This is a genomic window from Stenotrophomonas sp. a6 (assembly GCF_030913325.1).
GTDB lineage: Bacteria > Pseudomonadota > Gammaproteobacteria > Xanthomonadales > Xanthomonadaceae > Stenotrophomonas > Stenotrophomonas maltophilia.
Window position 1 is genome coordinate 760,297 of record NZ_CP133161.1, and the last position, 20,391, is coordinate 780,687.

Genomic DNA, 20,391 nt, shown 5'->3' on the forward strand with positions numbered 1-20,391 from the left:
CCTCATGAGCCGAGCCTTGTCCGCACGCAGGAATGACTCCATCGCCGCGCCGAACAGCGCGGCCTGGCCGACCCCGGCACAGCTGGCCACGCTCGGCACCGTGTTGTGCCTGTACCACGCCGACGGCAACGAGCTGGGCGGCTGGCGCCAGGCCGTAGGCGTACACGCCTGCCAGGGCGTGGACAGCGAGGGCCTGCGCGAAAGCCTGTGCTTCCTTGATGGCCGCGGCCGCTGCGTGTGGCGCCTGTACCTGCTGCCCGACAGCGATTTCCTGGCCTGGGACCGTCTGGTCGCGGCGCTGCCGCCGGGACCGGAACACGACAGCGAGGCGAGCGTTGGCGAACGCCTGTGGCGGCGTTTGGCCGGCCATCTTGGCGGCCAGCGCTGGCGCCTGTGCGCGCTGCGCCTGCATGCCGCCGACGACGGACGCACGCTGGCCGCCAGTCTGTCGACCCTGTCCTCGCTGGGCGCGGCCACCGCGCGCCGCATCGCACGCCTGGAAGGTGCTGAAGGCGAGCTGGCGATCGACGACTGCTGCTGTGCCGACGCCGCCAGGCGTCCGGCGCCCCAGATTCCCGGCGACCTGCCGCTGATCCGCCTGTGACCCTCTCCTGATGGAACGCCCGTTGGCCACGGATGGCCCCTCAATGAATCTGCAACCCCGAAGGAAGACCCCGATGAAGCTCCAGACAGCCAGCGCCATGCTGCTGCTCGCCGCCAGCGGCGTGGCCAGCGCGCAGCCCTCCGATATCGCCCGCGACCACGACAGCATCCTCGCCATGCAGGGTGAGTACACCGTGGACTTCGCCTTCGACGAGACCGTGCTGCTGAAGCCGGGCTACGAGCGTGCACCGGCGATGCGCAGCGGCGGCAGTGAAGTGGTCATCGTGGTCGAGGACACGCCGAAGCGCATCGTGCTGCAGCACCTGCTGCTGGATGAAAAGAGCGGCCACATCACCAAGCACTGGCGCCAGGACTGGGTGTACGAAGCACCGAACCGTTTCGAGTTCAGCGCCGACCAGACCTGGAAGGTGCGCAGTATTCCGTCGGCGGTGAACCAGGGCGCCTGGACCCAGTGCGTGTACGAAGTGAGCGACGCACCGCGCTACTGCGGCACCGGCACTTGGACCTACACCAACAACGTGCCGAGCTGGACCAGCGATCTGAGCTGGCGCCCGCTGCCGCGCCGTGAGTACACCAAGCGCAGCGACTACAACGCGCTGGCCGTGGTCAACCGCCACACGCTCACGCCCAATGGCTGGACCCACGAACAGTTCAACACCAAGGTGCAGCGCAACGCCGATGGCAGCCAGGTGGAGATCGCACGCGAGTTCGGCTTCAACGACTACGTGAAGACCACCGAGGTCGACTTCACCCCGGCGCGCAACTACTGGAAGGCCACCGCCGGTTACTGGGCCAAGGTGCGCCAGCGCTGGGACGGTTTCCTGACCCAGGCCCCGGGCGTGCACCTGAAGACCAGGATCGACGGCATGGCGATGATCATTCCGCTGTTCACCCAGGCCGAAGCGATCCAGTCCGGCAAGAAGGTGAAGGACACGCAGATCGACGAAGTGTTCGCCAAGTACGTGGAAAAGGCCCAGTAGATCCACGCCATGCGTGGATGCGCTTGTTCCTTGAACACTGGCAGCGCCGTCCTGGGCTCTTGGTAGGTGCCGAGCTTGCTCGGCACGCGCCCCGGTTCGGCGCCGCCTCAGGCCTCGCGCAGCGCCAATGCCGGTGGCGTATGCAGGATCGCCCGCGTACCCCACCAGCCCGCCAGCAGGCTCAGCCCGATGCCGACCACGCCGCCGACCAGCAGGCCCGGCCACGGCGGCAGCAACGGCAGCTCGAACACCTTCTGCGAGACCGCCACGCCGATCACAGCCGCGGCGCCCACCGCCAGCAACGCGGCCAGCGTGCCCAGCGCGCCGAATTCCACCAGTACCGCGCCACGCAGCTGGCGCCGGGTCGCGCCCAGCGTGCGCAGCACCGCGCTGTCGTAGCGGCGCTCGCCCGCCGTGGCCTGCAGCGCGGCCAGCAGCACCAGCACGCCGGCCAGCAGGCTGAACACCATCACCAGCTGCACCGCCTGTGCCACCCGTTCCATCACATCGCGCACCTGCGAGATCACCGCGTCCACGTCCAGCAGCGAAAGGTTGGGCTGCGCGCGCACCAGCTCGCCCAGCCCGGCTGCCTTGCCGGCCGGCAGATGAAACGCCGACAGCAGGTTGTGCGGGGTGTCGCCCACCGCATTCGGATTCAGCAGCACGAAGAAGTTCGGCCGGAAGGTGTTCCAGTCGGCCTTGCGCACACTGGTGACGGTGAACTCGCGCTTCTGCTCGCCTACTGCAATGGTGATGCGGTCGCCCGGATACACGCCGTAGCGCTTGGCCCAGCCGATTTCAACCGACGCCTCCGCCGCCGTGCTGTCGGGCGTCCAGAAGGTGCCGTTCATCAGCGTGTTGGCCGGCGGGAAGCTGCTGCGCCAGCTGAAGTTCAACGGCCGGTTCTCGTCGTCATCATCGCGCTGGGCTTCGCCCTGTGCCGCTTGTCCGTCCTGACCGGGCTCGCGATCCACGCGCAGCGGCGGCTTGCCGTTGATCGCGATCAGGCGGCCGGTGGCCATCGGTTCGATGCTGGCGTCGTTGGCGCCCAGTCCACGCAGCGCGGCCAGCACGCTGTCGCGCTGTTCGGGCTGGATGTTGATCAGGAAGTAGTTCGGCGTATCCGCGGGCAGGCGTTCGCGCCATTGCTGCAGCAGGCCGGGGCCGGTCACCGCCAGCAGCAACAGCGCGCACAGCGACAACGACAGCCCGACCAGTTGCATCACCGCCAGCATCCGGCGCCGGGTCAGCGCCGCCAGGCCCAGCCGCCAGTGGCCGTGCAGGCGGTGCTGCAGGCCGCGCAGCAGCTGCAGCAGCACGAAGCCGACCACTCCGGCCGCGACCGCCAACGCGGCCAGGCCGCCCAGCACCCATAGCGCCAGCTTGAGATCACCGGTCACCTGCACCGCCAGCAGCAGGCTCGCCGCCAGCGCTGCTACGTAGGCCAGCAGCGAGGCCGGGGGCAGGGCGGCGAAGGAGCGGTTGAGCACGCGCATCGGCGGCACCCCGCGCAGGCGCAGCAGCGGCGGCAGGCCGAAGCCGAACAGCAGCAACAGGCCGATGCCGGCGCCGGTCAGGGCCGGCATTGCCTCGGGTAGCGGCAAGCGCTGCGGCACCAGGCTGCCCAGCACCTGCACCAGGCCTTCCTGCGCGGCCATGCCCAGGCCGATGCCGAGCGCACAGGCCGGCAGCGCCAGCATCAGCAGCTGCAGCGCCAGGCCAAGCAGGATGTCGCGCTGGCGCGCGCCCAGGCAGCGCAGGATCGCCACCTGGTCGATGCGGCGCAGGGCAAAACGGTTGGCCGCCAGCGCGGTCGCCACGCCGGCCAGCAATACCGCCAGCAGCGCGCTCAGGCCGAGGAAGCGCCCGGCAAGATCAAAGGCCTGGCGCACGCCGCGCTGGGTGTCGTCCACGCTCAGCAGGCGAAGGCCTTTCACCTGTGGCAGCAGCCACTGGCGCAACGCGGCAACCTGGTCGGCGGAGCCGGCGAACATGAGCCGGTAGTTGATGCGGCTGCCAGGGCCGAGCAGGCCGGTGCCCTCCACATCGGCGCGGTTGACCAGCAGGGTGGGGGAGAGCGTCAGCAGGTCGCCACCGGTATCCGGTTCGGCCTCGATGATGCCGGCGATGCGCAGCGTGCCAGCGCCGAACTCGAGATCGTCGCCGGCCTTCAGTCCCAGCCCCTGCAGCAGGCGCGGGTCGGCATAGGCCTGGCCCTTGGGCGGCATGCCGGCCTCGGCGACCAGGGCGCCGCCGGGTGTGGCCCGCACCCGCAGCGTGCCACGCAGCGGATAGCCCGCCTGCACCGCCTTGATGCTGGCCATCTGGCTGGCATCACCGTTGAACAGCACGCTGCCGAAGCTGGCGATGCGGGTGAAGGCCAGTCCACGCCGCTGCGCCTCGTCGGCGAACGCCTGCGGCGGGTCATCGCGCCCGGCGATGCCGAGGTCGCCACCGAGCATTTCCGCTGCGCTGCCGGTCAGTGCCAGGTTGACCCGATTCACCAGCGTGCCGACCGCGGTCATCACCGCCACGCCCAGCACCAGTGCGGCGAACACGGTCAGCAGGTCACCGGCCAGCGCCTCGCGGCGCAGCGCGCGCCACGCATGCCGCAGCAGGTTCATGCCTGCGCCCCACGCTCGACCGGCAGCAGGCGGCCGTCGTCGATGCGGTGGATGTACTGGCAACGCTGGGCCAGGCGCAGGTCGTGGGTGACCAGCACCAGGGTGGTGCCGCTGCCGGCGTTGAGTTCGAACAGCAGGTCGCTGATGTGCTGGCCGGTGGCGTGGTCCAGCGAGCCGGTCGGTTCGTCGGCGAACAGGATGCGCGGGCGGGTGACGAACGCACGTGCCAATGCCACGCGTTGCTGCTCGCCGCCCGACAACTGGCGCGGATAGTGGCGGGCGCGATGGGCCAGCCCGACCTGGGCCAGCACTTCATCGACCCGCGCCCGGTCCTCGCGCCCGGCCAGTTCCAGCGGCAGCGCGACATTCTCGGCGGCGGTCAGCGCCGGCAGCAGGTGGAAACTCTGGAACACGAAGCCGACCTCACGCGCGCGCAGCTGGGCGCGGGCCTCCTCGTCCAGCGCCGACAGGTCCTGGCCAGCCAGCGCGATGCGGCCGCGACTGGGCAGGTCCAGCCCGGCCAGCAGGCCGAGCAGGGTGGTCTTGCCGGAACCGGAGGCGCCGACGATGGCCACGCTGGTGCCTTCATGGACCGTCAGGGTGATGTTGTCCAGTATGTGGACTTCACCCTCCGGGCCCTGCACGGACTTGCCGACCTGGTCGACGGCGATGGCGACGGGCGCGCTGCGGGGGGACAGGCTGTCGATGAGGAGACTCCAATGCGCAAGACGGGATGGAGCCGGCGAGCCGGCGCGATGATGGTGCTGCTGCTAGGGTTCCTGCTGTTGCCGGGGCTGGCCTGTGCCAAAGGTCCGGCCGGCACCGTGCTGGTGCTCGGCGACAGCCTCAGTGCTGCCCACAATATCCCTGCCGACGCCGGCTGGGTCAGCCTGCTGCAGCAGCGGGTCAGGCAGCAGTCGAAAACCCCGGCGCGCATCGTCAACGCCAGCATGAGCGGCGAGACCACCGCCGGCGCACTCACCCGCCTGCCGGGCCTGCTGGCGAAGGAAAAGCCGACCGTGGTAGTGATCGCCCTTGGCGGCAACGATGCACTGCGCGGGCTGACCCCGGCGCAGGTGCAGGGCAACCTCGGAAAGATGGTGCAGGCCAGCCAGAAGGCCGGCGCGAAGGTGCTGCTGCTGGGCATCGACGTGCCGCCCAACTATGGGCCGGCCTATCGCCAGCGCCTGGCGGCGGCCTACAGGGCGCTGGCCACGCAGTACAAGGTGCCGCTGCTGCCCTTCCTGCTGGAGGGTGTCGCCCTGCAGCCGGGCATGATGCAGGCCGACGGCCTGCACCCGACCGCACAGGCGCAGCCAAAGGTGCTGGACAACGTCTGGCCGCTGCTGAGGCCGCTGCTCTGAACCGTTTGTTTACCTCTTGACGGAACTTCACATCGCGTCCACCGTCGATCCGGCATGTTTCACAAAGCTGAAGTTAGAGGGAATCACATGCGTCAGACGAAGGAGACCTCCGGCTTGGTGCTGGTGGTCGAAGACAACCGCAACATCTCCGAGATGATCGGGGAATACCTGGAAGGTCGCGGCTTCGAAGTCGACTATGCACAGGACGGCCTGGATGGCTACCGCCTTGCGGCGGAGAACAGCTATGACGTCGTGGTGCTCGACTTGATGTTGCCGCGCCTGGATGGCATCGAAGTGTGCCGTCGCCTGCGCAACGATGCGCGCAAGTCCACCCCGGTGCTGATGCTCACGGCACGCGACACGCTGGACGACAAGCTCACCGGCCTGGGTTTCGGTGCCGATGACTACCTGACCAAGCCGTTCGCGATCCAGGAGCTGGAAGCCCGCCTGCGCGCGCTGATCCGTCGCGAACGTCGCCAGGTCGGTTCGGAAGTGCTGAAGGTGGCCGACCTGGTGCTCGATCCGGTCAGCATGCGTGCGACCCGTGCCGGCACCGAGCTGCAGCTTTCGCCGATCGGCCTGCGCCTTCTGACCATCCTGATGCGCGAATCGCCGCGCGTGGTCACCCGCCAGGAGATCGAGCGCGAGATCTGGGGCAATGGCCTGCCGGATTCGGACACCCTGCGCAGCCACCTGTACAACCTGCGCAAGATCATCGACAAGCCGTTCGACCGTCCGCTGCTGCACACCGTGCAGAGTGCCGGCTACCGCATTGCCGACATCGCCCAGCCGATGGCCTGAGCAGGATACTCGCCGGTGCAGCAGCAGGCCCGGCCGGGTTGTGGCCACGTACGAGGGCAGGGCATGACCGGCCGGCGTTGCCGCCGGTCATCGCCCATGCACCCGCACGGCGTGGCGCGCTGCCTATAATCGCAGCGCTCTGACCGGGACTCCGCAATGCCGCACGGCCTGCCGCGCAAGATCCGTATCGCCTTCATCCTGCAGGCAGTGCTGGCCAGCCTGGGTATCCTGCTGGGTGCGTGGCTGGTCTCGCTGGTGATCAAGCACAGCCTGGTGGGCGCTGCCCTGCGCGAGGAGGCGGCGTACTACTGGACGCTGCACGAAGCGTCCCCGGTGCAGCCACCGCCCAATACCCAGAACATCCGCGGCTACCTGCTGGAAAGCGGGCAGTCGGCACTGTCGTTGCCGGCCAACCTGCGCAATCTGGAGCCCGGCTTCCACGAACTGCCCAAGGACGACCAGCTGGTGCTGGTTGATGTGCGCCCGGCTGGCCGCCTGTACCTGGTGTTCCTGCGCTCGCGCGCAGAGATGCTGGCGTTCTGGTTCGGCATCGTGCCGGTGCTGCTGACCCTGCTGGCGGTGTATGGCGCCAGCTGGGTGACCTACCGCGCGTCCAAGCGCCTGGTGTCGCCGGTGAACTGGCTGGCTCGGCGCGTCTCGCGCTGGGACCCGGGGCATCCGGAAGCGGCCGACCTGGAGCCCAACAAGCTGCCGGCGGACATGCAGGGCGAGACCCGGCAGCTGGCGGCCGCGTTGCACTCGCTGGCCAACCGGGTCAGCGCGCACGTGGCACGCGAGCGCAACTTCACCCGCGATGCCAGCCATGAACTGCGCACGCCGCTGACCGTCATCCGCGTTGCCAGCGACATGGCACTGGGTGATGAAAGCCTGCAGCCGCGCCTGCGCCGCAGCCTGCAGCGCATCCAGCGGGCCGGCCGCGACATGGAAGCGGTGATCGATGCGTTCCTGATCCTGGCCCGCGAGGCAGACGTCGAACCGCAGATCGAGCTGTTCGACGTCAACGACATCGTCCGCTATGAAGTGGACAACGCCAACGAACTGCTGGGGGCTCGCCCGGTGTCGGTGCACCTGCACAGCGATGGCCCGGTGCAGCTGCATGCGCCGCCGCGGGTGCTGCAGGTGGTGGTCAGCAACCTGGTGCGCAATGCATGCAGCTACACCGACGAGGGGCGCATCGACGTGCATGTGCACAACGACCGGGTGGTGGTGCACGATACCGGCATCGGCATGTCCCCCGAAGCGCTGTCACGGGCGTTCGAACCGTTCTATCGCGCCGAACCCAGCCGGCCGCAGGGTACCGGCTTGGGCCTGTCGATCGTACGCAGGCTGTGTGATCGCTTCGGCTGGAAGGTCAGCTTGGCCAGCGAGCCGGGTCAGGGCACCGAGGCAACGGTGATCTTCCGGTAGAGGGATTTTGCCGGGCTGCGCCCGGCACCCGCCGAGGCAACATCAACATCAAAAGCGGGCATTCCGTGGAATGGCGGGGCGGTGTGGGTTTGCAGGACACGCCGTAAACCCCCCTCCGGGGTCCGGCCCAGCCGCTGGCGGCTGTGCGTTCGGGCGCTTGCGAAGCAGTGCTTCGCAAGCAAAGCGCCCTCACCCATGGGGGCTCGATGGCGCCATCCATGGCGCCAACGGTCCTGCAAACCCACACCGCCCCGCCTTCGACAGTTTCCCGCGATCCGCAGTACATCCACGCCATGCGTGGATGGGGTTGCTCAGTTGCAGTTGACCTTCGGCGCCAGCGCCTTGGTCCAGATGTCATAGCCGGCCGGGGTCATGTGCAGCATGTCCTCGCGGAACAGCGTTGCATCCGGCTGGCCATCCGCGCGCAGCATCGGCGTGTAGATATCGGTGAAGCCGGTGTTGGGCAGCTTGGCCAGCGCGGCCTTGATCAGCGTGTTGGCCTCGTTGATCGCCGGCAGCAGGTGCGCCCGCGACGGGCTCGGCTTGATCGACAGGTACTCGACCTTGGTCTTCGGCAGGTCGCGATGCACGCGCTGCACGAAGGCGACCACGTCGTCGCGCACCTGGGTCGCGGTGCGGCCGCTGTTGAGGTCGTTGTCCCCGGCGTAGAAGAACACCTTGCACGGCGCATATGGCACCACGATCTGGCCGGCATACCAGGTGCTGTCACGCACTTCCGAGCCGCCGAAACCGCGGTTGAATACAGGCTGGCCGGGGAAGTCGGTGGCCAGGCTCTCCCAGAAGCGGATGGAGGAGCTGCCGATGAATTCGATGCCACCGCGGGGCGGCGGGTTGGCCTGGTCGGCGCTGGCGAACCGGGCCATGTCGCCGGCCCAGGCCACGTTGGAGACCTGTTCGGGCACCCGGGGCGACGTGGTCGGGCCCAGGGCCTGGGCCAGCGGTGCGGCGGTCAGCAGGCCCAGCATCAGCAGGCAGGTACGGCGACGGGACATCAGGCGCTCCAGCAGGGAAGGGAACGTCATCATAGAAGCTGGGGCGGGCCGGGGCTTGCCCCTGGCAGTCCATTCACCGGGCCGGCGCCGGGATGCGGCTGGCGGCCTTGTGGCAAAATGGCGGCCATCTGCCTATTCCTGTGCACCCATGATTCCCTGCCGTGCGTCTGAGCGGTCGCTGCGCCGCGCCCCTGTTGCTGGATGTTCCACCCGTGGCTGATCAGTTCGGCCATCTGCCGCGCGGCCCGCGCCGCATCTTCCAGGCCGCCCGCTGGTCCTGGCAGGGCCTGCGCGCCGCCTGGCTGCACGAATCGTCGTTCCGGCTGGAGGTCTACCTGCTGATCCTGCTGGCCCCGGTCGCGGTCTGGCTGGGGCAGACGCCGGTCGAGCGTGCGCTGATGATCGGTTCGATGCTGCTGGTGCTGGCGATGGAACTGGCCAACTCGGCGATCGAGGCGGTCATCGAACGTTACGGCAGCGAAATCCACGAGTTGGCTGGCCGCGCCAAGGACATGGGCTCGGCGGCGGTGTTCGTGCTGATGATGAACGTGCTGTTGTGCTGGGCCCTGGTCGTGGTTCCGCACGCGCTGGCCGGCAGCTACGGCTGAAACCCCATTCCCCCACTGCCTTGAAGAGATTCCATGTCCTTTGAGTTCCTCGCCGACCCCAATGCCTGGGTAACCCTGTTCACGCTCAGCGCGCTGGAAATCGTGCTCGGCATCGACAACCTGGTATTCATTTCCATCGCGGTCAGCAAGCTGCCGGAAGAACGTCGCCCGTTCGCACGCAAGCTCGGTATCGCCGTGGCCTGCATCACCCGTATCGGTCTGCTGGTGTCGCTGGCGTATCTGGCGCACATGGCGGCCAACCTGTTCACGGTGGCCGGCATGGGCATCTCCATCCGTGACCTGGTGCTGATCGTCGGTGGCCTGTTCCTGATCATCAAGGGCTGCATGGAGATCAAGGAACTGATCAGCGGCGGCGAGGATGAAGATCCGAGCACCACCAAGGCCTCGGCCGTGTTCGGCTACGTGATCGCGCAGATCGCGGTGATCGACATCGTGTTCTCGCTGGACTCGGTGATCACCGCGGTTGGCATCGCCGACCACATCCCGGTCATGGTCGCCGCCATTCTGCTGTCGGTGTTGGTGATGCTGCTGGCCGCCAACCCGCTGGGCCGCTTCATCGACGCCAACCCGACCGTGAAGATGCTGGCGCTGGCCTTCATCCTGATGATCGGTGCGGTGCTGATCCTGGACGGCCTGGACGTGCACGTGCCCAAGCCCTACATCTACGCCGCGATGGGCTTCTCGGTGCTGGTGGAATGGCTGAACCTGCTGATGCGCCGTCGCGCCCGCGAGCACAACGTGCCGGGCGCCGGCAACTGGTAAGCGCCTCTGGCATGTAAGTCCCTCAGAACCCCCGGTCCGGCCGGGGGTTCTGCGTTTGTGGGGGGCACGGCTCTGCTACGGCGCTGCGGTTTTTGCACTTGCAGCGGGTTTCCGTGCCCCACTTGTGAACCAGAATCAACAGTGTTTTCCCGGGGCGAGGCTTAATCCAGCACAGCAAAGCGCGCAGGCTACGCACTCCCGAATCCCTCCCCAGGACTCCCCATGAATTCCAGAGCCGCCTTGCTGGCGCTTGCCGTCGGCGCCTTCGCCATCGGAACCACCGAGTTTGCGCCGATGGGCCTGTTGCCGGTCATCGCCGACGGCGTGGGCGTGGGCATTCCCACTGCCGGCATGCTGATCACCGCTTACGCCGTGGGCGTGATGCTGGGCGCACCGGTGATGACCCTGCTGATGGGACGGTTCGGCAAGCGCACCGCGCTGATGCTGCTGATGTCGATCTTCGTGGTCGGCAACCTGCTCTCGGCACTGGCCCCGAACTACGGCCTGCTGTTGCTGTCGCGCCTGGTCACCAGCCTCAACCACGGTGCCTTCTTCGGCATCGGTGCGGTGGTTGCCGCCAGCCTGGTGCCGAAGGACAAGCAGGCCGCCGCCGTGGCCACCATGTTCATGGGCCTGACCATCGCCAATATCGGCGGCGTGCCGCTGGCCACGTGGGTGGGCCAGCAGCTGGGCTGGCGCCTGTCTTTCGCCGGCACCGCGGTGCTGGGCGTGGTAGCGATCACCGCGCTGGGCCTGGCCCTGCCGGCATCGGCACCGGGCCCGCGCCCGGACGTGCGCCGCGAGATGAAGGCCATCCTGCAGCCGCAGGTACTGCTGGCGATGGGCACCACGGTGCTCGGCGCGGGTGCGATGTTCACCCTCTACACCTACGTGGCGCCGGTGCTGACCGAACTGACCGGTGCCTCCAACGCCTTCATCGCGATGTCGCTGGCGCTGATCGGTATCGGCTTCACTTTCGGCAACGGCATCGGCGGGCGCATGGCCGACTGGTCGCTGGACGGTGCCACGCGCATCCTGCTGGCAGTCCTGGCCCTGCTGATGTTCGTGCTGCCGCTGGCCTTCATGAGTCACGCCACCGCGGCGCTGGGCGTGCTGCTGTTCGGCGCGGCGACCTTCGCCATCGTGCCGCCGTTGCAGATCCGGGTGATGCAGGCGGCGAGCGAGGCGCCGGGCCTGGCGTCGTCGATCAACGTGGGTGCGTTCAACCTGGGCAATGCTGTGGGTGCCGCGCTGGGGGGCGCGGTGATCAGCTCGGGTTTGGGTTACGCGGCGATTCCGGTGGCCGGTGGCCTGCTGGCGGCATCGGGCCTGCTGCTGGCATGGCTGGGGCGTCCCCGCACTGCGGTGGCTGAAGCCTGCTGAGGGGTGTTGGATTCCGGCAGGGCTTGCAGCCCTGCACCCGCTGCAATCAACGTCAACGTCAACGGCAAAAGCCTGCATTCCGTGGGTTGGCGGGGTGGGTCCGGTTGAGGGGGACGCTGCAAGTACGTCCATGTAAGCTCGGTCGCCGCATCCATGCGGCTCACGCCCCCACAACCGGACCCACCCCGCCTTCGACAGATTCCCGCGGTCTGTCGGAACGGCGTTCTGCTCTGGTAGGTGTCGACCTTGGTCGACACGAATGCCTGAAGAACCGCGTTTTGCTTTTGATTTTTTCTTTTGATCTTCCCGCGGTGCGCAGGAAATTGTCCGTGGCCGGGAGGGTGGGTTGGCTGGGGGCGTGAGCCGCATGGATGCGGCGATCGAGCTTACATGGACGTACTTGCAGCGCCCCCCAGCCAACCCACCCTCCCGGCCGACCCCGATAACGCTTCCTCGCCAACCACCGCGGAGGGGGCGGCGCCCGATGGCCGGTCTTTCACCCGAACCGTGGCATGCTCGGTGCCCAGTCCACCCGGAACCTCCGCCATGCGCCTGTTCACCCGTGTCCTGCCCCTGATGCTGCTGGCCTCCCTGCTGTCCGGCTGCGGCTACAACGCCATCCAGCAGAAGGATGAAGCGGTCAAGGCCAGCTGGTCCGAAGTGCTCAACCAGTACAAGCGCCGCGCCGATCTGGTGCCCAACCTGGTGCAGACCGTGAAGGGCTTCGCCAGCCAGGAAGAGCGCGTGCTGACCGAAGTCACCAACGCCCGCTCGCGTGTTGGCCAGATCAACGTCAACGCCGACGACGAAGCCTCGCTCAAGCAGTTCCAGCAGGCCCAGGGTGAACTCGGCAGCGCACTGTCGCGGCTGCTGGTGGTCACCGAGAACTACCCGGTGCTGAAGTCGGACCAGAACTTCCGCGACCTGCAGGCCCAGCTGGAAGGCACTGAAAACCGCATCACCGTCGCCCGCGGCCGCTACATCCAGCAGGTGCAGGACTACAACACCTACATCCGCTCGTTCCCGCAGGTGATCACCGCCAAGCTCTTCGGCTACAAGACCAAGCCGAACTTCACCGTGGAAAACGAAGCGCAGATCTCCAACGCACCGGCGGTCGATTTCGGCAACACGCCGCAGCAGCCGGCACCGCAGCCGGGGCACTGATCGATGCGCCTGGCCACTGCGCTCCTGGCCCTGCTGCTATGGCTGCCGCTGGCATCGCACGCCCAGCAGCTGGCGCCGATTCCGGCGCTGGATTCGCCGGTGGTCGACGCCACCGGCACGCTGGATGCCGCGCAGAAGCAGGCGCTGGTACAGCAGGCGCTGGACCTTCAGCAGCGCAAGGGCAGCCAGCTGCAGGTGCTGGTGGTAGCCACGACCCAGCCGGAAGACATCGCGCAGTACACCACGCGGGTCTTCGACCAGTGGCAGATCGGCCGCAAGGGCGTGGACGACGGGGTGCTGCTGGTGGTGGCCAAGGACGACCGGCGCGTGCGCATTGAACCCGGTTATGGTCTGGAGGGAGCGATTCCCGATGCCATCGCCAACCGGGTCATCCAGGAATACCTGGTGCCGCGCTTCCGCAGCGGCGACTACGCCGGTGGCATCACCGACGCCACGGCGGTGCTGGTCAAGCTGATCGACGGGGAAGCGCTGCCGGCACCGGTCAGCGGCCATCGCGGGCGTGAGCCCAGTGGTGGTGGCGATACCTGGTTCCTGGCGCTGTTCATCGGTGTGTTCGCCGGCAGCATCCTGCGCGGGATCTTCTCGCGCGTGCCGCGTCCGCTGCGTGGCCTGCTCGGCGGTGCCGGTGCGGCGCTGGCGGCATTCCTGTTCACCTCCACACTGCTCGCCAGTGGCCTGGCTGGCGTCGTGGGCCTCATTGTTGCCATGCTCTCCGGTCACCCGGGCCGCTTTGCCGGTGGCGGTGGCTGGGGTGGTGGCAGCTGGGGCGGCGGAGGCGGCTTCGGCGGGGGCGGTGGATTCGGCGGCGGCGGCGGTTGGGGCGGCGGCGGTGGCCGCTCCGGCGGTGGTGGTGCTTCGGGGGGCTGGTGATGATCCAACGACTGTGTCGTCATGTATTTTCGCCGTCGGTACGGCGCGCGTTCCCGCCGGCCACGCTGCAGGCGATCACCGAGGCCATCGCAGCCGGTGAGCAGCGCCACGGTGGCCAGGTGATGTTCGCGGTGGAAGCGGACCTGCCGCTGGCCGCGCTGTGGCACAAGGTCACCCCGCGCCAGGCCGCCGAACATGCCTTCGCGCGCCTGCGCACCTGGGATACCGCCAACAACAACGGTGTGCTGATCTACCTGCTGCTGGCCGACCACGCCATCGAGATCGTCGCCGACCGTGGCCTGCAGGGCCGGGTCAGCCCGGCACAATGGCAGCGGGTCTGCACCCACCTGCGCGAGGGCCTGCGTGGCTCCCATCCGGTGGAAGCGCTGCAGGATGCCATCGACGAGGTCTCCAGCCTGATCGAAGGGCACTTTCCGGCCTCGACCCGGTCGAACGATGACGCGTTGCCGAACTCGCCCCAGCTCCTTGGTTGAGCCGGGGCGGCACTGGCCCGAGAATAGGCGTTCAACCGCAAGGCACCTTCCATGATCTATTTCCACGACATCGACCCCATCGCCCTCTCGCTGGGGCCGATCAAGGTGCATTGGTACGGCATCATGTACCTGCTGGGCTTCACCGCCGCCTGGCTGCTGGGACGCAAGCGCATCGCCGCCGGCCGCCTGCCGGGCGTCGACGCCAATGGTTTCTCCGACCTGCTGTTCTACGCCATGCTCGGCGTTGTGCTGGGCGGGCGCATCGGCTACATGCTGTTCTACGCGCTGGGCGATTTCCTGCACAACCCGCTGCTGCTGTTCAAGGTGTGGGATGGCGGCATGAGTTTCCACGGCGGCCTGCTGGGCGTGCTGGGCGCCTGCTGGTGGTGGTCGCGCAAGCACAAGCTGCATTTCTTCGACACCATGGATTTCATGGCGCCGCTGGTGCCGCTGGGCCTGGGCTTCGGCCGCATCGGCAACTTCATCGGCGCCGAGCTGTGGGGCAAGTACACCGACGGCACGTGGGGCGTGGTGTTCCCGTCCGGCCTGCCGGCGCCGCTGAACCAGCTGGACCACGCGACCCTGCAGGCGCAGTTCGCCACCGGCGCGCTGAACCAGTTCGCGCGCCATCCGTCGCAGCTGTATGAAGCGTTGCTGGAAGGCCTGGTGATGTTCGTGGTGCTGTGGGCCGTGTCGGCCAAGCTGCGTCACCGTTACCTGGTCGGCGGTCTGTTCGCGCTGATGTACGGACTGTTCCGCTTCGCGGTGGAGTTCGTGCGCATGCCCGACAACGGCGTCTACGTGGCCTTCGACTGGCTGACCCGTGGCCAGATCCTCAGCCTGCCGCTGATTGCCTTCGGCCTGGTACTGCTGGCGATGTCGCGCCGTGCGCCGGTACTGCAGCCGCAGCTGCCGGTGGCTGCCGGGGGCAAGGCATGAAGGCTTACCTGGACCTGCTCTCGCATGTGCTCGAGCACGGCGCCGAGAAGAGCGATCGCACCGGCACCGGCACCCGCAGCGTGTTTGGCTGGCAGATGCGTTTCAACCTGGCCGACGGCTTCCCGCTGGTCACCACCAAGAAGCTGCACCTGCGCTCGATCATCCACGAGCTGCTGTGGTTCCTGAAGGGCGACACCAACATCGGCTACCTGAAGGACAACCAGGTGCGGATCTGGGACGAGTGGGCCGACGAGAACGGCGATCTCGGCCCAGTCTACGGCAAGCAGTGGCGCAGCTGGGCCACCGCCGATGGCCGTGAGATCGACCAGATGCAGTGGCTGGTCGACGAGATCAAGCGCAACCCCGATTCGCGGCGGCTGGTGGTCAGCGCCTGGAACGTGGGCGAGCTTTCGCAGATGGCGCTGATGCCGTGCCACAACCTGTTCCAGTTCTACGTGGTGGACGGCAAGCTCAGCTGCCAGCTGTACCAGCGCAGCGGCGACATCTTCCTCGGCGTGCCGTTCAACATCGCCAGCTACGCGCTGCTGACCCACATGGTGGCGCAGGCCACCGGCCTGGGCGTGGGCGATTTCGTGCATACGCTGGGCGACGCGCACCTGTATTCGAACCACTTCGAGCAGGCGCGCGAGCAGCTGTCGCGTGAACCGCGCGCGCTGCCCAAGCTGTGGTTGAACCCGGAGGTGACCGATCTGTTCGGCTTCCAGTTCGACGACATCCGCATCGACGGCTACGATCCGCACCCGGCCATCAAGGCGCCGGTGGCGGTATGAGCGCGATGAAGCTGTCGATGATCGTGGCGCTGGATCGCAACCGTGGCATCGGTCAGGGCAATGCCATGCCCTGGCACCTGCCGGATGATTTCAAGCACTTCAAGGCGCTCACCCTGGGCAAGCCGATCCTGATGGGCCGCAAGACGGCCGAATCGATCGGCCGCGTGCTGCCGGGACGGACCAACCTGGTGCTGACCCGCAGCGGCCAGGTGCCGTTCGAGGGCATGCGCGCGGTGGCGTCGCTGGACGAGGCGAAGGCGATTGCCGAAGGCGAGGGCGCCAGCGAGCTGTGCATCATCGGCGGCGGCGAGATCTTCCACCAGCTGCTGGACCAGGCCAGTGACCTGTACCTGACTTGGGTGGATGCCGAAATCCCCGCTGATACCCATTTCCCCGAAGTCGACATGCAGGACTGGCGGGAAGTGAGCAGCGAGCCGCACCCGGCCGACGAACGCCATGCCTACGCGTTCCGCTTCGCGCACTACGTGCGCCGCTGATCGCGCAAATACCAACGAAAACACCGACGGGGATGTCGACGGGGTAGAGTCGACTGTTGGTCGACTGCTCTCGGCGATCACCCGAAAAACCCGCGCTGCGCGCGATAGTCGACTGACAGTCGACTCTACCTGGGCTGTCGCTGCGGCATCCGGTAATGCCCGATGATGGCGTGCTGGAACAACAGGTTCTCTTCGCGCGTGCCGCGCGCGATGTTGTGCAGCACCAGCGGCGTGCCATTGGCCAGCCGCCGGTCGGAGACGATGCCCACGTGCAGCAGCCCGTTGCCGTTGAGCTTCCAGGCGACGATGTCGCCGGCCGCATAGTCGGTGGCGGCGGCCGTGATCGGTTGCTGCCAGCCCTGCCGTTCGAACCAGCGCATCAGGTTCGGCACACGGCGATGATCGATGTTGCGGTCCGGCCGTGACAGGCCCCAGATCGCGGGATAGGCACTGAAATTGCCGCGCATGTCTTCATGCACGCGCGCCTGCAGGTCCAGGCCCTGGCTGCGCAGGGCACGCACCACCACGTCGGTGCACACGCCGCGATCAACCGGAACGTCGCCGCCGGGATAGGCCAGCACCTGATAGGTAGGGTCGTAGCGGGTGGTGACGCCGACCTGTGCGCGCGCCGCTGCCACCAGCGGCGGCGAAGGCGCCTGCGGTTGCGATGGCGTGAGGCCGGCGTTTCCGCCGTCGGCGGGGGCCGGGGCCGAAGGGGGCTGGCAGCCGCTGGCCAGGGCCACCGTCAGCAGCAGCACCGTCCATGGTGCCCCACCGCGCCGTGTCATGCCTGCGGCGGGGGACTGTTGCTGCCGGGGCCCGCAGAGCCACCACCCCCACCGCCGCCACGGCGCCGACGACGGCGTGGGCCGCGGTTGCCCGGGTTGGCGGCCGGGGTGTTGCCGCCGCCCTGTTCCTTGCCCTGCGCCGATGCCGCCGGGCGCTCGTGCGCCGGTCGCGCTGGCGGGCGTGCGTTGGGCACGGGTGCGGGGACATCGCGGCCCGGCACCTGCACCACGCGCAGTTCGTCGGTATCGAGCTGGATCGCGGTCAGCTTGCCGCCCCAGACTGCGCCGGTGTCGATGGCATGCACGCCCTGGGTGATGGTCAGGCCCAGCGCCGACCAGTGGCCGCAGACGATCTTCAGGTCGCGCTCGACCCGGCCCGGCACTTCGAACCAGGGGTACAGTCCCTGTTCCTGCGTGCCCGGCGTGCCCTTGTCCTCGATGCCGATGCGCCCGCGCGGGGTGCAGTAGCGCATGCGGGTGAGCACATTGATGATCGCGCGTGAACGGTCGTAGCCGGACAGGTTCGGTGCCCAGCTCGGCTTGTCGCCGTACATGTTGCGGAACAGCTTGCGGTAGCCGGCACCGTGCAGTTGCGCCTCGACCTCGGCGGCATGCTTTTCGGCCATCTGCGTGGTCCACTTCGGCGCCAGGCCGGCGTGCACCATCATCCAGCCCAGTTCGCGGTCCACGTGCACCAGCTTCTGCAGGCGCAGCCAGTCCAGCAGTTCGTCGCGGTCCTCAGCCTGCACGATGCGCAGCAGGTCCGGGTTGACCTTGCGCTGTTCCTCTTCGGTGCGTGCACCGACGGCCAGCAGCGAAAGGTCATGGTTGCCCAGCACCACCACGCTGTGCTCGCGCAGCGAATGCACCAGCCGCAGCGTTTCCAGCGACTGGCCACCGCGGTTGACCAGGTCGCCGCAGAACCACAGGGTGTCCTGCGCCGGGTCGAAGCGGATCTTCTCCAGCAGCCGCTGGGTGACGTCATAGCAGCCCTGCAGGTCGCCGATCGCCCACACACTCATCGTCCGGCCTCCGTGTCAGTGCAGGGTACGCGGGATGGCCAGCACGAAAGGTGCGACCGGCGCGGCGAATTCGGTGCCGTCGTCGGCGACCATGTCGTAGTGGCCCTGCATGGTCCCGTGATCGGTCCCCAGCATGACACCGGACGTGTAATGGAAGTCTTCACCGGGACGCAGGCGTGGCTGCTCGCCGATCACCCCGTCGCCATCGACATGCTCGACGCGGCCGTTGGCATCGGTGATGCGCCAGTGGCGTGCGACCAGGCGCGCGGCAACACGCCCCTGGTTGTGGATGCGGATCGTGTAGGCGAACGCATAGCGTCCGTCTTCCGGCGCGGATTGATCGTCGAGGAAGCGCGGTGCGACTTCGACGGAGATGGCGTAAACGTCAGCGTCTTCCATACCGGCAGTGTAATCAGGAGGCATTGGCCAAAGCGATGAATTCGGCCACGTCCAGCTGTTCGGCGCGGGCATCGGGACGCACGCCGGCGGCAACGAACTGTTCGGCGGACACCACGTTGTTCAGGGCGTTGCGCAGGGTCTTGCGGCGCTGCCCGAAGGCGGCCTTGACCACCTCGGCGAAACGCTTGTGGTCGTTGATGTTGATCGTGGCCGGGTCACGCGGCACCAGCCGCACCACGGCCGAATCGACCTTCGGCGGCGGCCGGAACGCGCCCGGCGGCACCACGAACAGCGAGGTCACCTGGCAGTAGGCCTGCAGCATCACGCTGAGCCGGCCGTACACCTTGCTGCCGGGGCCGGCGGCCATGCGGTCGACCACTTCCTTCTGCAGCATGAAATGCATGTCGCGGATCACCGCGGCATGTTCCAGTGCATGGAACAGGATCGGCGAGGAGATGTTGTAGGGCAGGTTGCCGACCAGGCGGATCGGCTGGCCGGCGGCCAGCTCGGTGAAGTCCACGCGCAGCACGTCGCGGTGGACGATGGTCAGCTCGCCCAGCGGCTCGGCGGCGGCGGTCAGCGGCGCGATCAGGTCACGGTCGAACTCGATCACCGTCAGTTTCGGATGCACGCGCAGCAGCGGCAGCGTGATCGCGCCCTGGCCGGGACCGATCTCGACCAGGCGGTCACCGTCTTTCGGGTTGACCGCCATCACGATCTTGTCGATGTAGTGGCGGTCGGCCAGGAAATGCTGGCCAAGCTGCTTCTTGGCCGGGGCGGTGAACACCGGGCCGGAGGGGGAATGCGGGGAATTCATGCGCTCAGTGTACGTTGCCGCGCAAGCTGCGCACACAACGTCGTTGCCGCCTGCAGGCTGGAAGGATCGGCAACGCCACGGCCGGCAAGGTCCAGCGCGGTGCCGTGGTCCACTGCAACGCGTGGGTAGGGCAGGCCCAGGGTCAGGTTCACCGCCTGCTCGAAGCCCGAGTACTTCAGCACCGGCAGGCCCTGGTCGTGGTACATCGCCAGCACGGTGTCGAAGCCGGCCAGCTTGGCCGGCAGGAAGGCGGTATCGGCTGGCAGCGGCCCGATCAGGTCCATGCCCTCCGCGCGCAGGCGCTGCAGCAGCGGGATGACCAGGTCCAGTTCCTCGCGGCCCAGATGGCCGTCTTCGCCGGCGTGCGGGTTCAGGCCGAGCACGGCGATGCGTGGCGCGGGCAGGCCGAACTCGCGGCGCAGCGCGGCGTGCACGGTGCGAAGGGTGTGTTCCAGGCTGGGCGCGGTAATCGCGTCGGCCACCTCGCGCAGTGGCAGGTGGGTGGTGGCCAGGGCCACGCGCACGATGTGGTTGGCCAGCATCATCACCACCTTCACCCCAGCCTGGTCGGCCAGCAGTTCGGTGGTGCCGCTGTAGGCGATGCCGCCTTCGTTGATGACGGCCTTGTGCACCGGGCCGGTCACCACGCCGTGCAGTTCGCCTGACAGGCAGGCCTGGCCGGCACCGAGCAGGGCGCCGATGACCGCGCCGGCATTGGCCGGATCGGCCTGGCCGAAACGGCTCGGGGTGGCATTGGCCACCACGCGCAGGCGCAGGTCGCCGGGGACGCGCGCTTCGGCACCCTCGGGCAACAGTTGCAGCGGCAGGTTCAGCGCGGCCGCGGCCGCGCGCAGGGTGTCCGGGTCGGCGAAGGCCAGCAGCCGGCAATCTTCACGCGGCTGCTGGACGAGGCGGACGCACAGCTCCGGGCCGATCCCGGCGGGCTCGCCCGGTACCAGAGCGAGCTCGGGGCGCATCGAT

General features: G+C 68.0%; 22 protein-coding genes. 14 read left to right on the top strand and 8 right to left on the bottom strand.

All coding sequences use genetic code 11. From position 1 onward, the window contains the following. Positions 1-4 precede the first annotated feature (4 nt). Positions 5-604 (top strand): Hemin transport protein, encoded by a 600-nt coding sequence (locus Q9Q79_RS03420; protein ID WP_088610994.1) that lies wholly within the window; start codon positions 5-7, stop codon positions 602-604. Positions 605-677: 73 nt separating this feature from the next. Continuing rightward, a complete protein-coding gene (locus Q9Q79_RS03425) occupies positions 678-1,604 on the top strand; it encodes a DUF6607 family protein (protein WP_062607785.1) in 927 nt (308 codons plus the stop codon). 107 nt (positions 1,605-1,711) lie between these two features. On the opposite strand, the gene Q9Q79_RS03430 is transcribed toward Q9Q79_RS03425, so the two are convergent. Together Q9Q79_RS03430 and Q9Q79_RS03435 are read right to left on the bottom strand one after the other, a co-directional pair. Further along, positions 1,712-4,228 carry an FtsX-like permease family protein gene (locus Q9Q79_RS03430; protein ID WP_065183605.1) on the bottom strand — a complete coding sequence of 839 codons (2,517 nt, stop codon included), beginning with the start codon at positions 4,226-4,228 and terminating at the stop codon, positions 1,712-1,714. Further along, the gene (locus tag Q9Q79_RS03435) at positions 4,225-4,872 is read right to left on the bottom strand and encodes an ATP-binding cassette domain-containing protein (RefSeq protein ID WP_005408121.1); all 648 of its coding nucleotides are present in this window, start codon (positions 4,870-4,872) and stop codon (positions 4,225-4,227) included. Before Q9Q79_RS03435 ends, Q9Q79_RS03430 begins: the two co-directional genes overlap by 4 nt. 75 nt (positions 4,873-4,947) lie before the next feature. Between Q9Q79_RS03435 and Q9Q79_RS03440 the strand changes: the two genes are divergently transcribed. From Q9Q79_RS03440 to Q9Q79_RS03450, 3 genes are all read left to right on the top strand, one after another. Continuing rightward, a complete protein-coding gene (locus tag Q9Q79_RS03440; RefSeq protein ID WP_065183606.1) occupies positions 4,948-5,592 on the top strand; it encodes an arylesterase in 645 nt (214 codons plus the stop codon). Positions 5,593-5,679: 87 nt separating this feature from the next. Then, positions 5,680-6,393, top strand: coding sequence for a response regulator transcription factor (locus tag Q9Q79_RS03445; protein ID WP_002811889.1), 714 nt, complete (start codon positions 5,680-5,682; stop codon positions 6,391-6,393). 156 nt (positions 6,394-6,549) lie between these two features. Continuing rightward, entirely contained in the window at positions 6,550-7,821 is a 1,272-nt protein-coding gene (locus tag Q9Q79_RS03450) for a HAMP domain-containing sensor histidine kinase (RefSeq protein ID WP_005412286.1), read from the top strand. 311 nt (positions 7,822-8,132) lie between these two features. On the opposite strand, the gene Q9Q79_RS03455 is transcribed toward Q9Q79_RS03450, so the two are convergent. Next, positions 8,133-8,834, bottom strand: coding sequence for an SGNH/GDSL hydrolase family protein (locus tag Q9Q79_RS03455; RefSeq protein ID WP_049450179.1), 702 nt, complete (start codon positions 8,832-8,834; stop codon positions 8,133-8,135). 212 nt (positions 8,835-9,046) lie between these two features. Between Q9Q79_RS03455 and Q9Q79_RS03460 the strand changes: the two genes are divergently transcribed. The 9 genes from Q9Q79_RS03460 (at position 9,047) to Q9Q79_RS03500 (ending at position 16,384) form a co-directional block, all read left to right on the top strand. Beyond that, positions 9,047-9,442, top strand: a complete 396-nt coding sequence (locus tag Q9Q79_RS03460) for a diacylglycerol kinase (protein WP_005408126.1) — start codon at positions 9,047-9,049, stop codon at positions 9,440-9,442. 33 nt (positions 9,443-9,475) lie between these two features. Then, positions 9,476-10,225: a TerC family protein gene (locus Q9Q79_RS03465; protein WP_005408127.1), complete on the top strand. Its 750-nt coding sequence runs from the start codon at positions 9,476-9,478 to the stop codon at positions 10,223-10,225. Positions 10,226-10,447: 222 nt separating this feature from the next. Then, positions 10,448-11,608, top strand: coding sequence for an MFS transporter (locus Q9Q79_RS03470; protein ID WP_065183607.1), 1,161 nt, complete (start codon positions 10,448-10,450; stop codon positions 11,606-11,608). Positions 11,609-12,154: 546 nt separating this feature from the next. After that, a complete protein-coding gene (locus Q9Q79_RS03475; protein ID WP_005408129.1) occupies positions 12,155-12,772 on the top strand; it encodes a LemA family protein in 618 nt (205 codons plus the stop codon). Between the two features lie 3 nt (positions 12,773-12,775). Next, positions 12,776-13,663: a TPM domain-containing protein gene (locus Q9Q79_RS03480; protein WP_043035668.1), complete on the top strand. Its 888-nt coding sequence runs from the start codon at positions 12,776-12,778 to the stop codon at positions 13,661-13,663. Beyond that, a complete protein-coding gene (locus tag Q9Q79_RS03485) occupies positions 13,663-14,157 on the top strand; it encodes a TPM domain-containing protein (RefSeq protein WP_005408131.1) in 495 nt (164 codons plus the stop codon). The genes Q9Q79_RS03480 and Q9Q79_RS03485 overlap by 1 nt, the downstream gene beginning before the upstream one ends. Positions 14,158-14,208: 51 nt before the next feature. After that, on the top strand, positions 14,209-15,096 hold the full coding sequence (gene lgt, locus Q9Q79_RS03490; protein ID WP_062607767.1) for a prolipoprotein diacylglyceryl transferase: 888 nt from the start codon (positions 14,209-14,211) through the stop codon (positions 15,094-15,096). Beyond that, positions 15,093-15,887: a thymidylate synthase gene (locus Q9Q79_RS03495; protein WP_012479193.1), complete on the top strand. Its 795-nt coding sequence runs from the start codon at positions 15,093-15,095 to the stop codon at positions 15,885-15,887. Before lgt ends, Q9Q79_RS03495 begins: the two co-directional genes overlap by 4 nt. A 5-nt stretch (positions 15,888-15,892) precedes the next feature. Further along, positions 15,893-16,384, top strand: coding sequence for a dihydrofolate reductase (locus Q9Q79_RS03500; RefSeq protein ID WP_024958640.1), 492 nt, complete (start codon positions 15,893-15,895; stop codon positions 16,382-16,384). A 125-nt stretch (positions 16,385-16,509) separates the two neighbouring features. On the opposite strand, the gene Q9Q79_RS03505 is transcribed toward Q9Q79_RS03500, so the two are convergent. From Q9Q79_RS03505 to pdxA, 5 genes are read right to left on the bottom strand one after another with little or no spacing between them, the layout of a single operon-like run. Further along, complete coding sequence (locus Q9Q79_RS03505; protein ID WP_062607764.1) at positions 16,510-17,172, bottom strand: DUF1287 domain-containing protein; 663 nt, start codon at positions 17,170-17,172, stop codon at positions 16,510-16,512. Next, positions 17,169-18,194, bottom strand: a complete 1,026-nt coding sequence (locus tag Q9Q79_RS03510) for a symmetrical bis(5'-nucleosyl)-tetraphosphatase (protein WP_111189399.1) — start codon at positions 18,192-18,194, stop codon at positions 17,169-17,171. The genes Q9Q79_RS03505 and Q9Q79_RS03510 overlap by 4 nt, the downstream gene beginning before the upstream one ends. 15 nt (positions 18,195-18,209) lie before the next feature. Then, a complete protein-coding gene (gene apaG, locus Q9Q79_RS03515; protein WP_005412297.1) occupies positions 18,210-18,593 on the bottom strand; it encodes a Co2+/Mg2+ efflux protein ApaG in 384 nt (127 codons plus the stop codon). 13 nt (positions 18,594-18,606) lie between these two features. After that, positions 18,607-19,410 (bottom strand): 16S rRNA (adenine(1518)-N(6)/adenine(1519)-N(6))-dimethyltransferase RsmA, encoded by an 804-nt coding sequence (rsmA, locus tag Q9Q79_RS03520; RefSeq protein ID WP_005408139.1) that lies wholly within the window; start codon positions 19,408-19,410, stop codon positions 18,607-18,609. Continuing rightward, positions 19,407-20,387, bottom strand: coding sequence for a 4-hydroxythreonine-4-phosphate dehydrogenase PdxA (gene pdxA / locus Q9Q79_RS03525; protein WP_005408140.1), 981 nt, complete (start codon positions 20,385-20,387; stop codon positions 19,407-19,409). Before pdxA ends, rsmA begins: the two co-directional genes overlap by 4 nt. Between the last annotated feature and the right edge of the window lie 4 nt (positions 20,388-20,391).

Bases quoted from the DNA above. Each gene is read 5' to 3' on its own strand.
- Q9Q79_RS03420 (WP_088610994.1), top strand. From the start codon at position 5: ATGAGCCGAGCCTTGTCCGCACGCAGGAATGACTCCATCGCCGCGCCG.
- Q9Q79_RS03425 (WP_062607785.1), top strand. From the start codon at position 678: ATGAAGCTCCAGACAGCCAGCGCCATGCTGCTGCTCGCCGCCAGCGGC.
- Q9Q79_RS03430 (WP_065183605.1), bottom strand. From the start codon at position 4,228: ATGAACCTGCTGCGGCATGCGTGGCGCGCGCTGCGCCGCGAGGCGCTG.
- Q9Q79_RS03440 (WP_065183606.1), top strand. From the start codon at position 4,948: ATGCGCAAGACGGGATGGAGCCGGCGAGCCGGCGCGATGATGGTGCTG.
- Q9Q79_RS03445 (WP_002811889.1), top strand. From the start codon at position 5,680: ATGCGTCAGACGAAGGAGACCTCCGGCTTGGTGCTGGTGGTCGAAGAC.
- Q9Q79_RS03450 (WP_005412286.1), top strand. From the start codon at position 6,550: ATGCCGCACGGCCTGCCGCGCAAGATCCGTATCGCCTTCATCCTGCAG.
- Q9Q79_RS03455 (WP_049450179.1), bottom strand. From the start codon at position 8,834: ATGTCCCGTCGCCGTACCTGCCTGCTGATGCTGGGCCTGCTGACCGCC.
- Q9Q79_RS03465 (WP_005408127.1), top strand. From the start codon at position 9,476: ATGTCCTTTGAGTTCCTCGCCGACCCCAATGCCTGGGTAACCCTGTTC.
- Q9Q79_RS03470 (WP_065183607.1), top strand. From the start codon at position 10,448: ATGAATTCCAGAGCCGCCTTGCTGGCGCTTGCCGTCGGCGCCTTCGCC.
- Q9Q79_RS03475 (WP_005408129.1), top strand. From the start codon at position 12,155: ATGCGCCTGTTCACCCGTGTCCTGCCCCTGATGCTGCTGGCCTCCCTG.
- Q9Q79_RS03480 (WP_043035668.1), top strand. From the start codon at position 12,776: ATGCGCCTGGCCACTGCGCTCCTGGCCCTGCTGCTATGGCTGCCGCTG.
- Q9Q79_RS03485 (WP_005408131.1), top strand. From the start codon at position 13,663: ATGATCCAACGACTGTGTCGTCATGTATTTTCGCCGTCGGTACGGCGC.
- lgt (WP_062607767.1), top strand. From the start codon at position 14,209: ATGATCTATTTCCACGACATCGACCCCATCGCCCTCTCGCTGGGGCCG.
- Q9Q79_RS03495 (WP_012479193.1), top strand. From the start codon at position 15,093: ATGAAGGCTTACCTGGACCTGCTCTCGCATGTGCTCGAGCACGGCGCC.
- Q9Q79_RS03500 (WP_024958640.1), top strand. From the start codon at position 15,893: ATGAAGCTGTCGATGATCGTGGCGCTGGATCGCAACCGTGGCATCGGT.
- Q9Q79_RS03505 (WP_062607764.1), bottom strand. From the start codon at position 17,172: ATGACACGGCGCGGTGGGGCACCATGGACGGTGCTGCTGCTGACGGTG.
- Q9Q79_RS03510 (WP_111189399.1), bottom strand. From the start codon at position 18,194: ATGAGTGTGTGGGCGATCGGCGACCTGCAGGGCTGCTATGACGTCACC.
- apaG (WP_005412297.1), bottom strand. From the start codon at position 18,593: ATGGAAGACGCTGACGTTTACGCCATCTCCGTCGAAGTCGCACCGCGC.
- rsmA (WP_005408139.1), bottom strand. From the start codon at position 19,410: ATGAATTCCCCGCATTCCCCCTCCGGCCCGGTGTTCACCGCCCCGGCC.
- pdxA (WP_005408140.1), bottom strand. From the start codon at position 20,387: ATGCGCCCCGAGCTCGCTCTGGTACCGGGCGAGCCCGCCGGGATCGGC.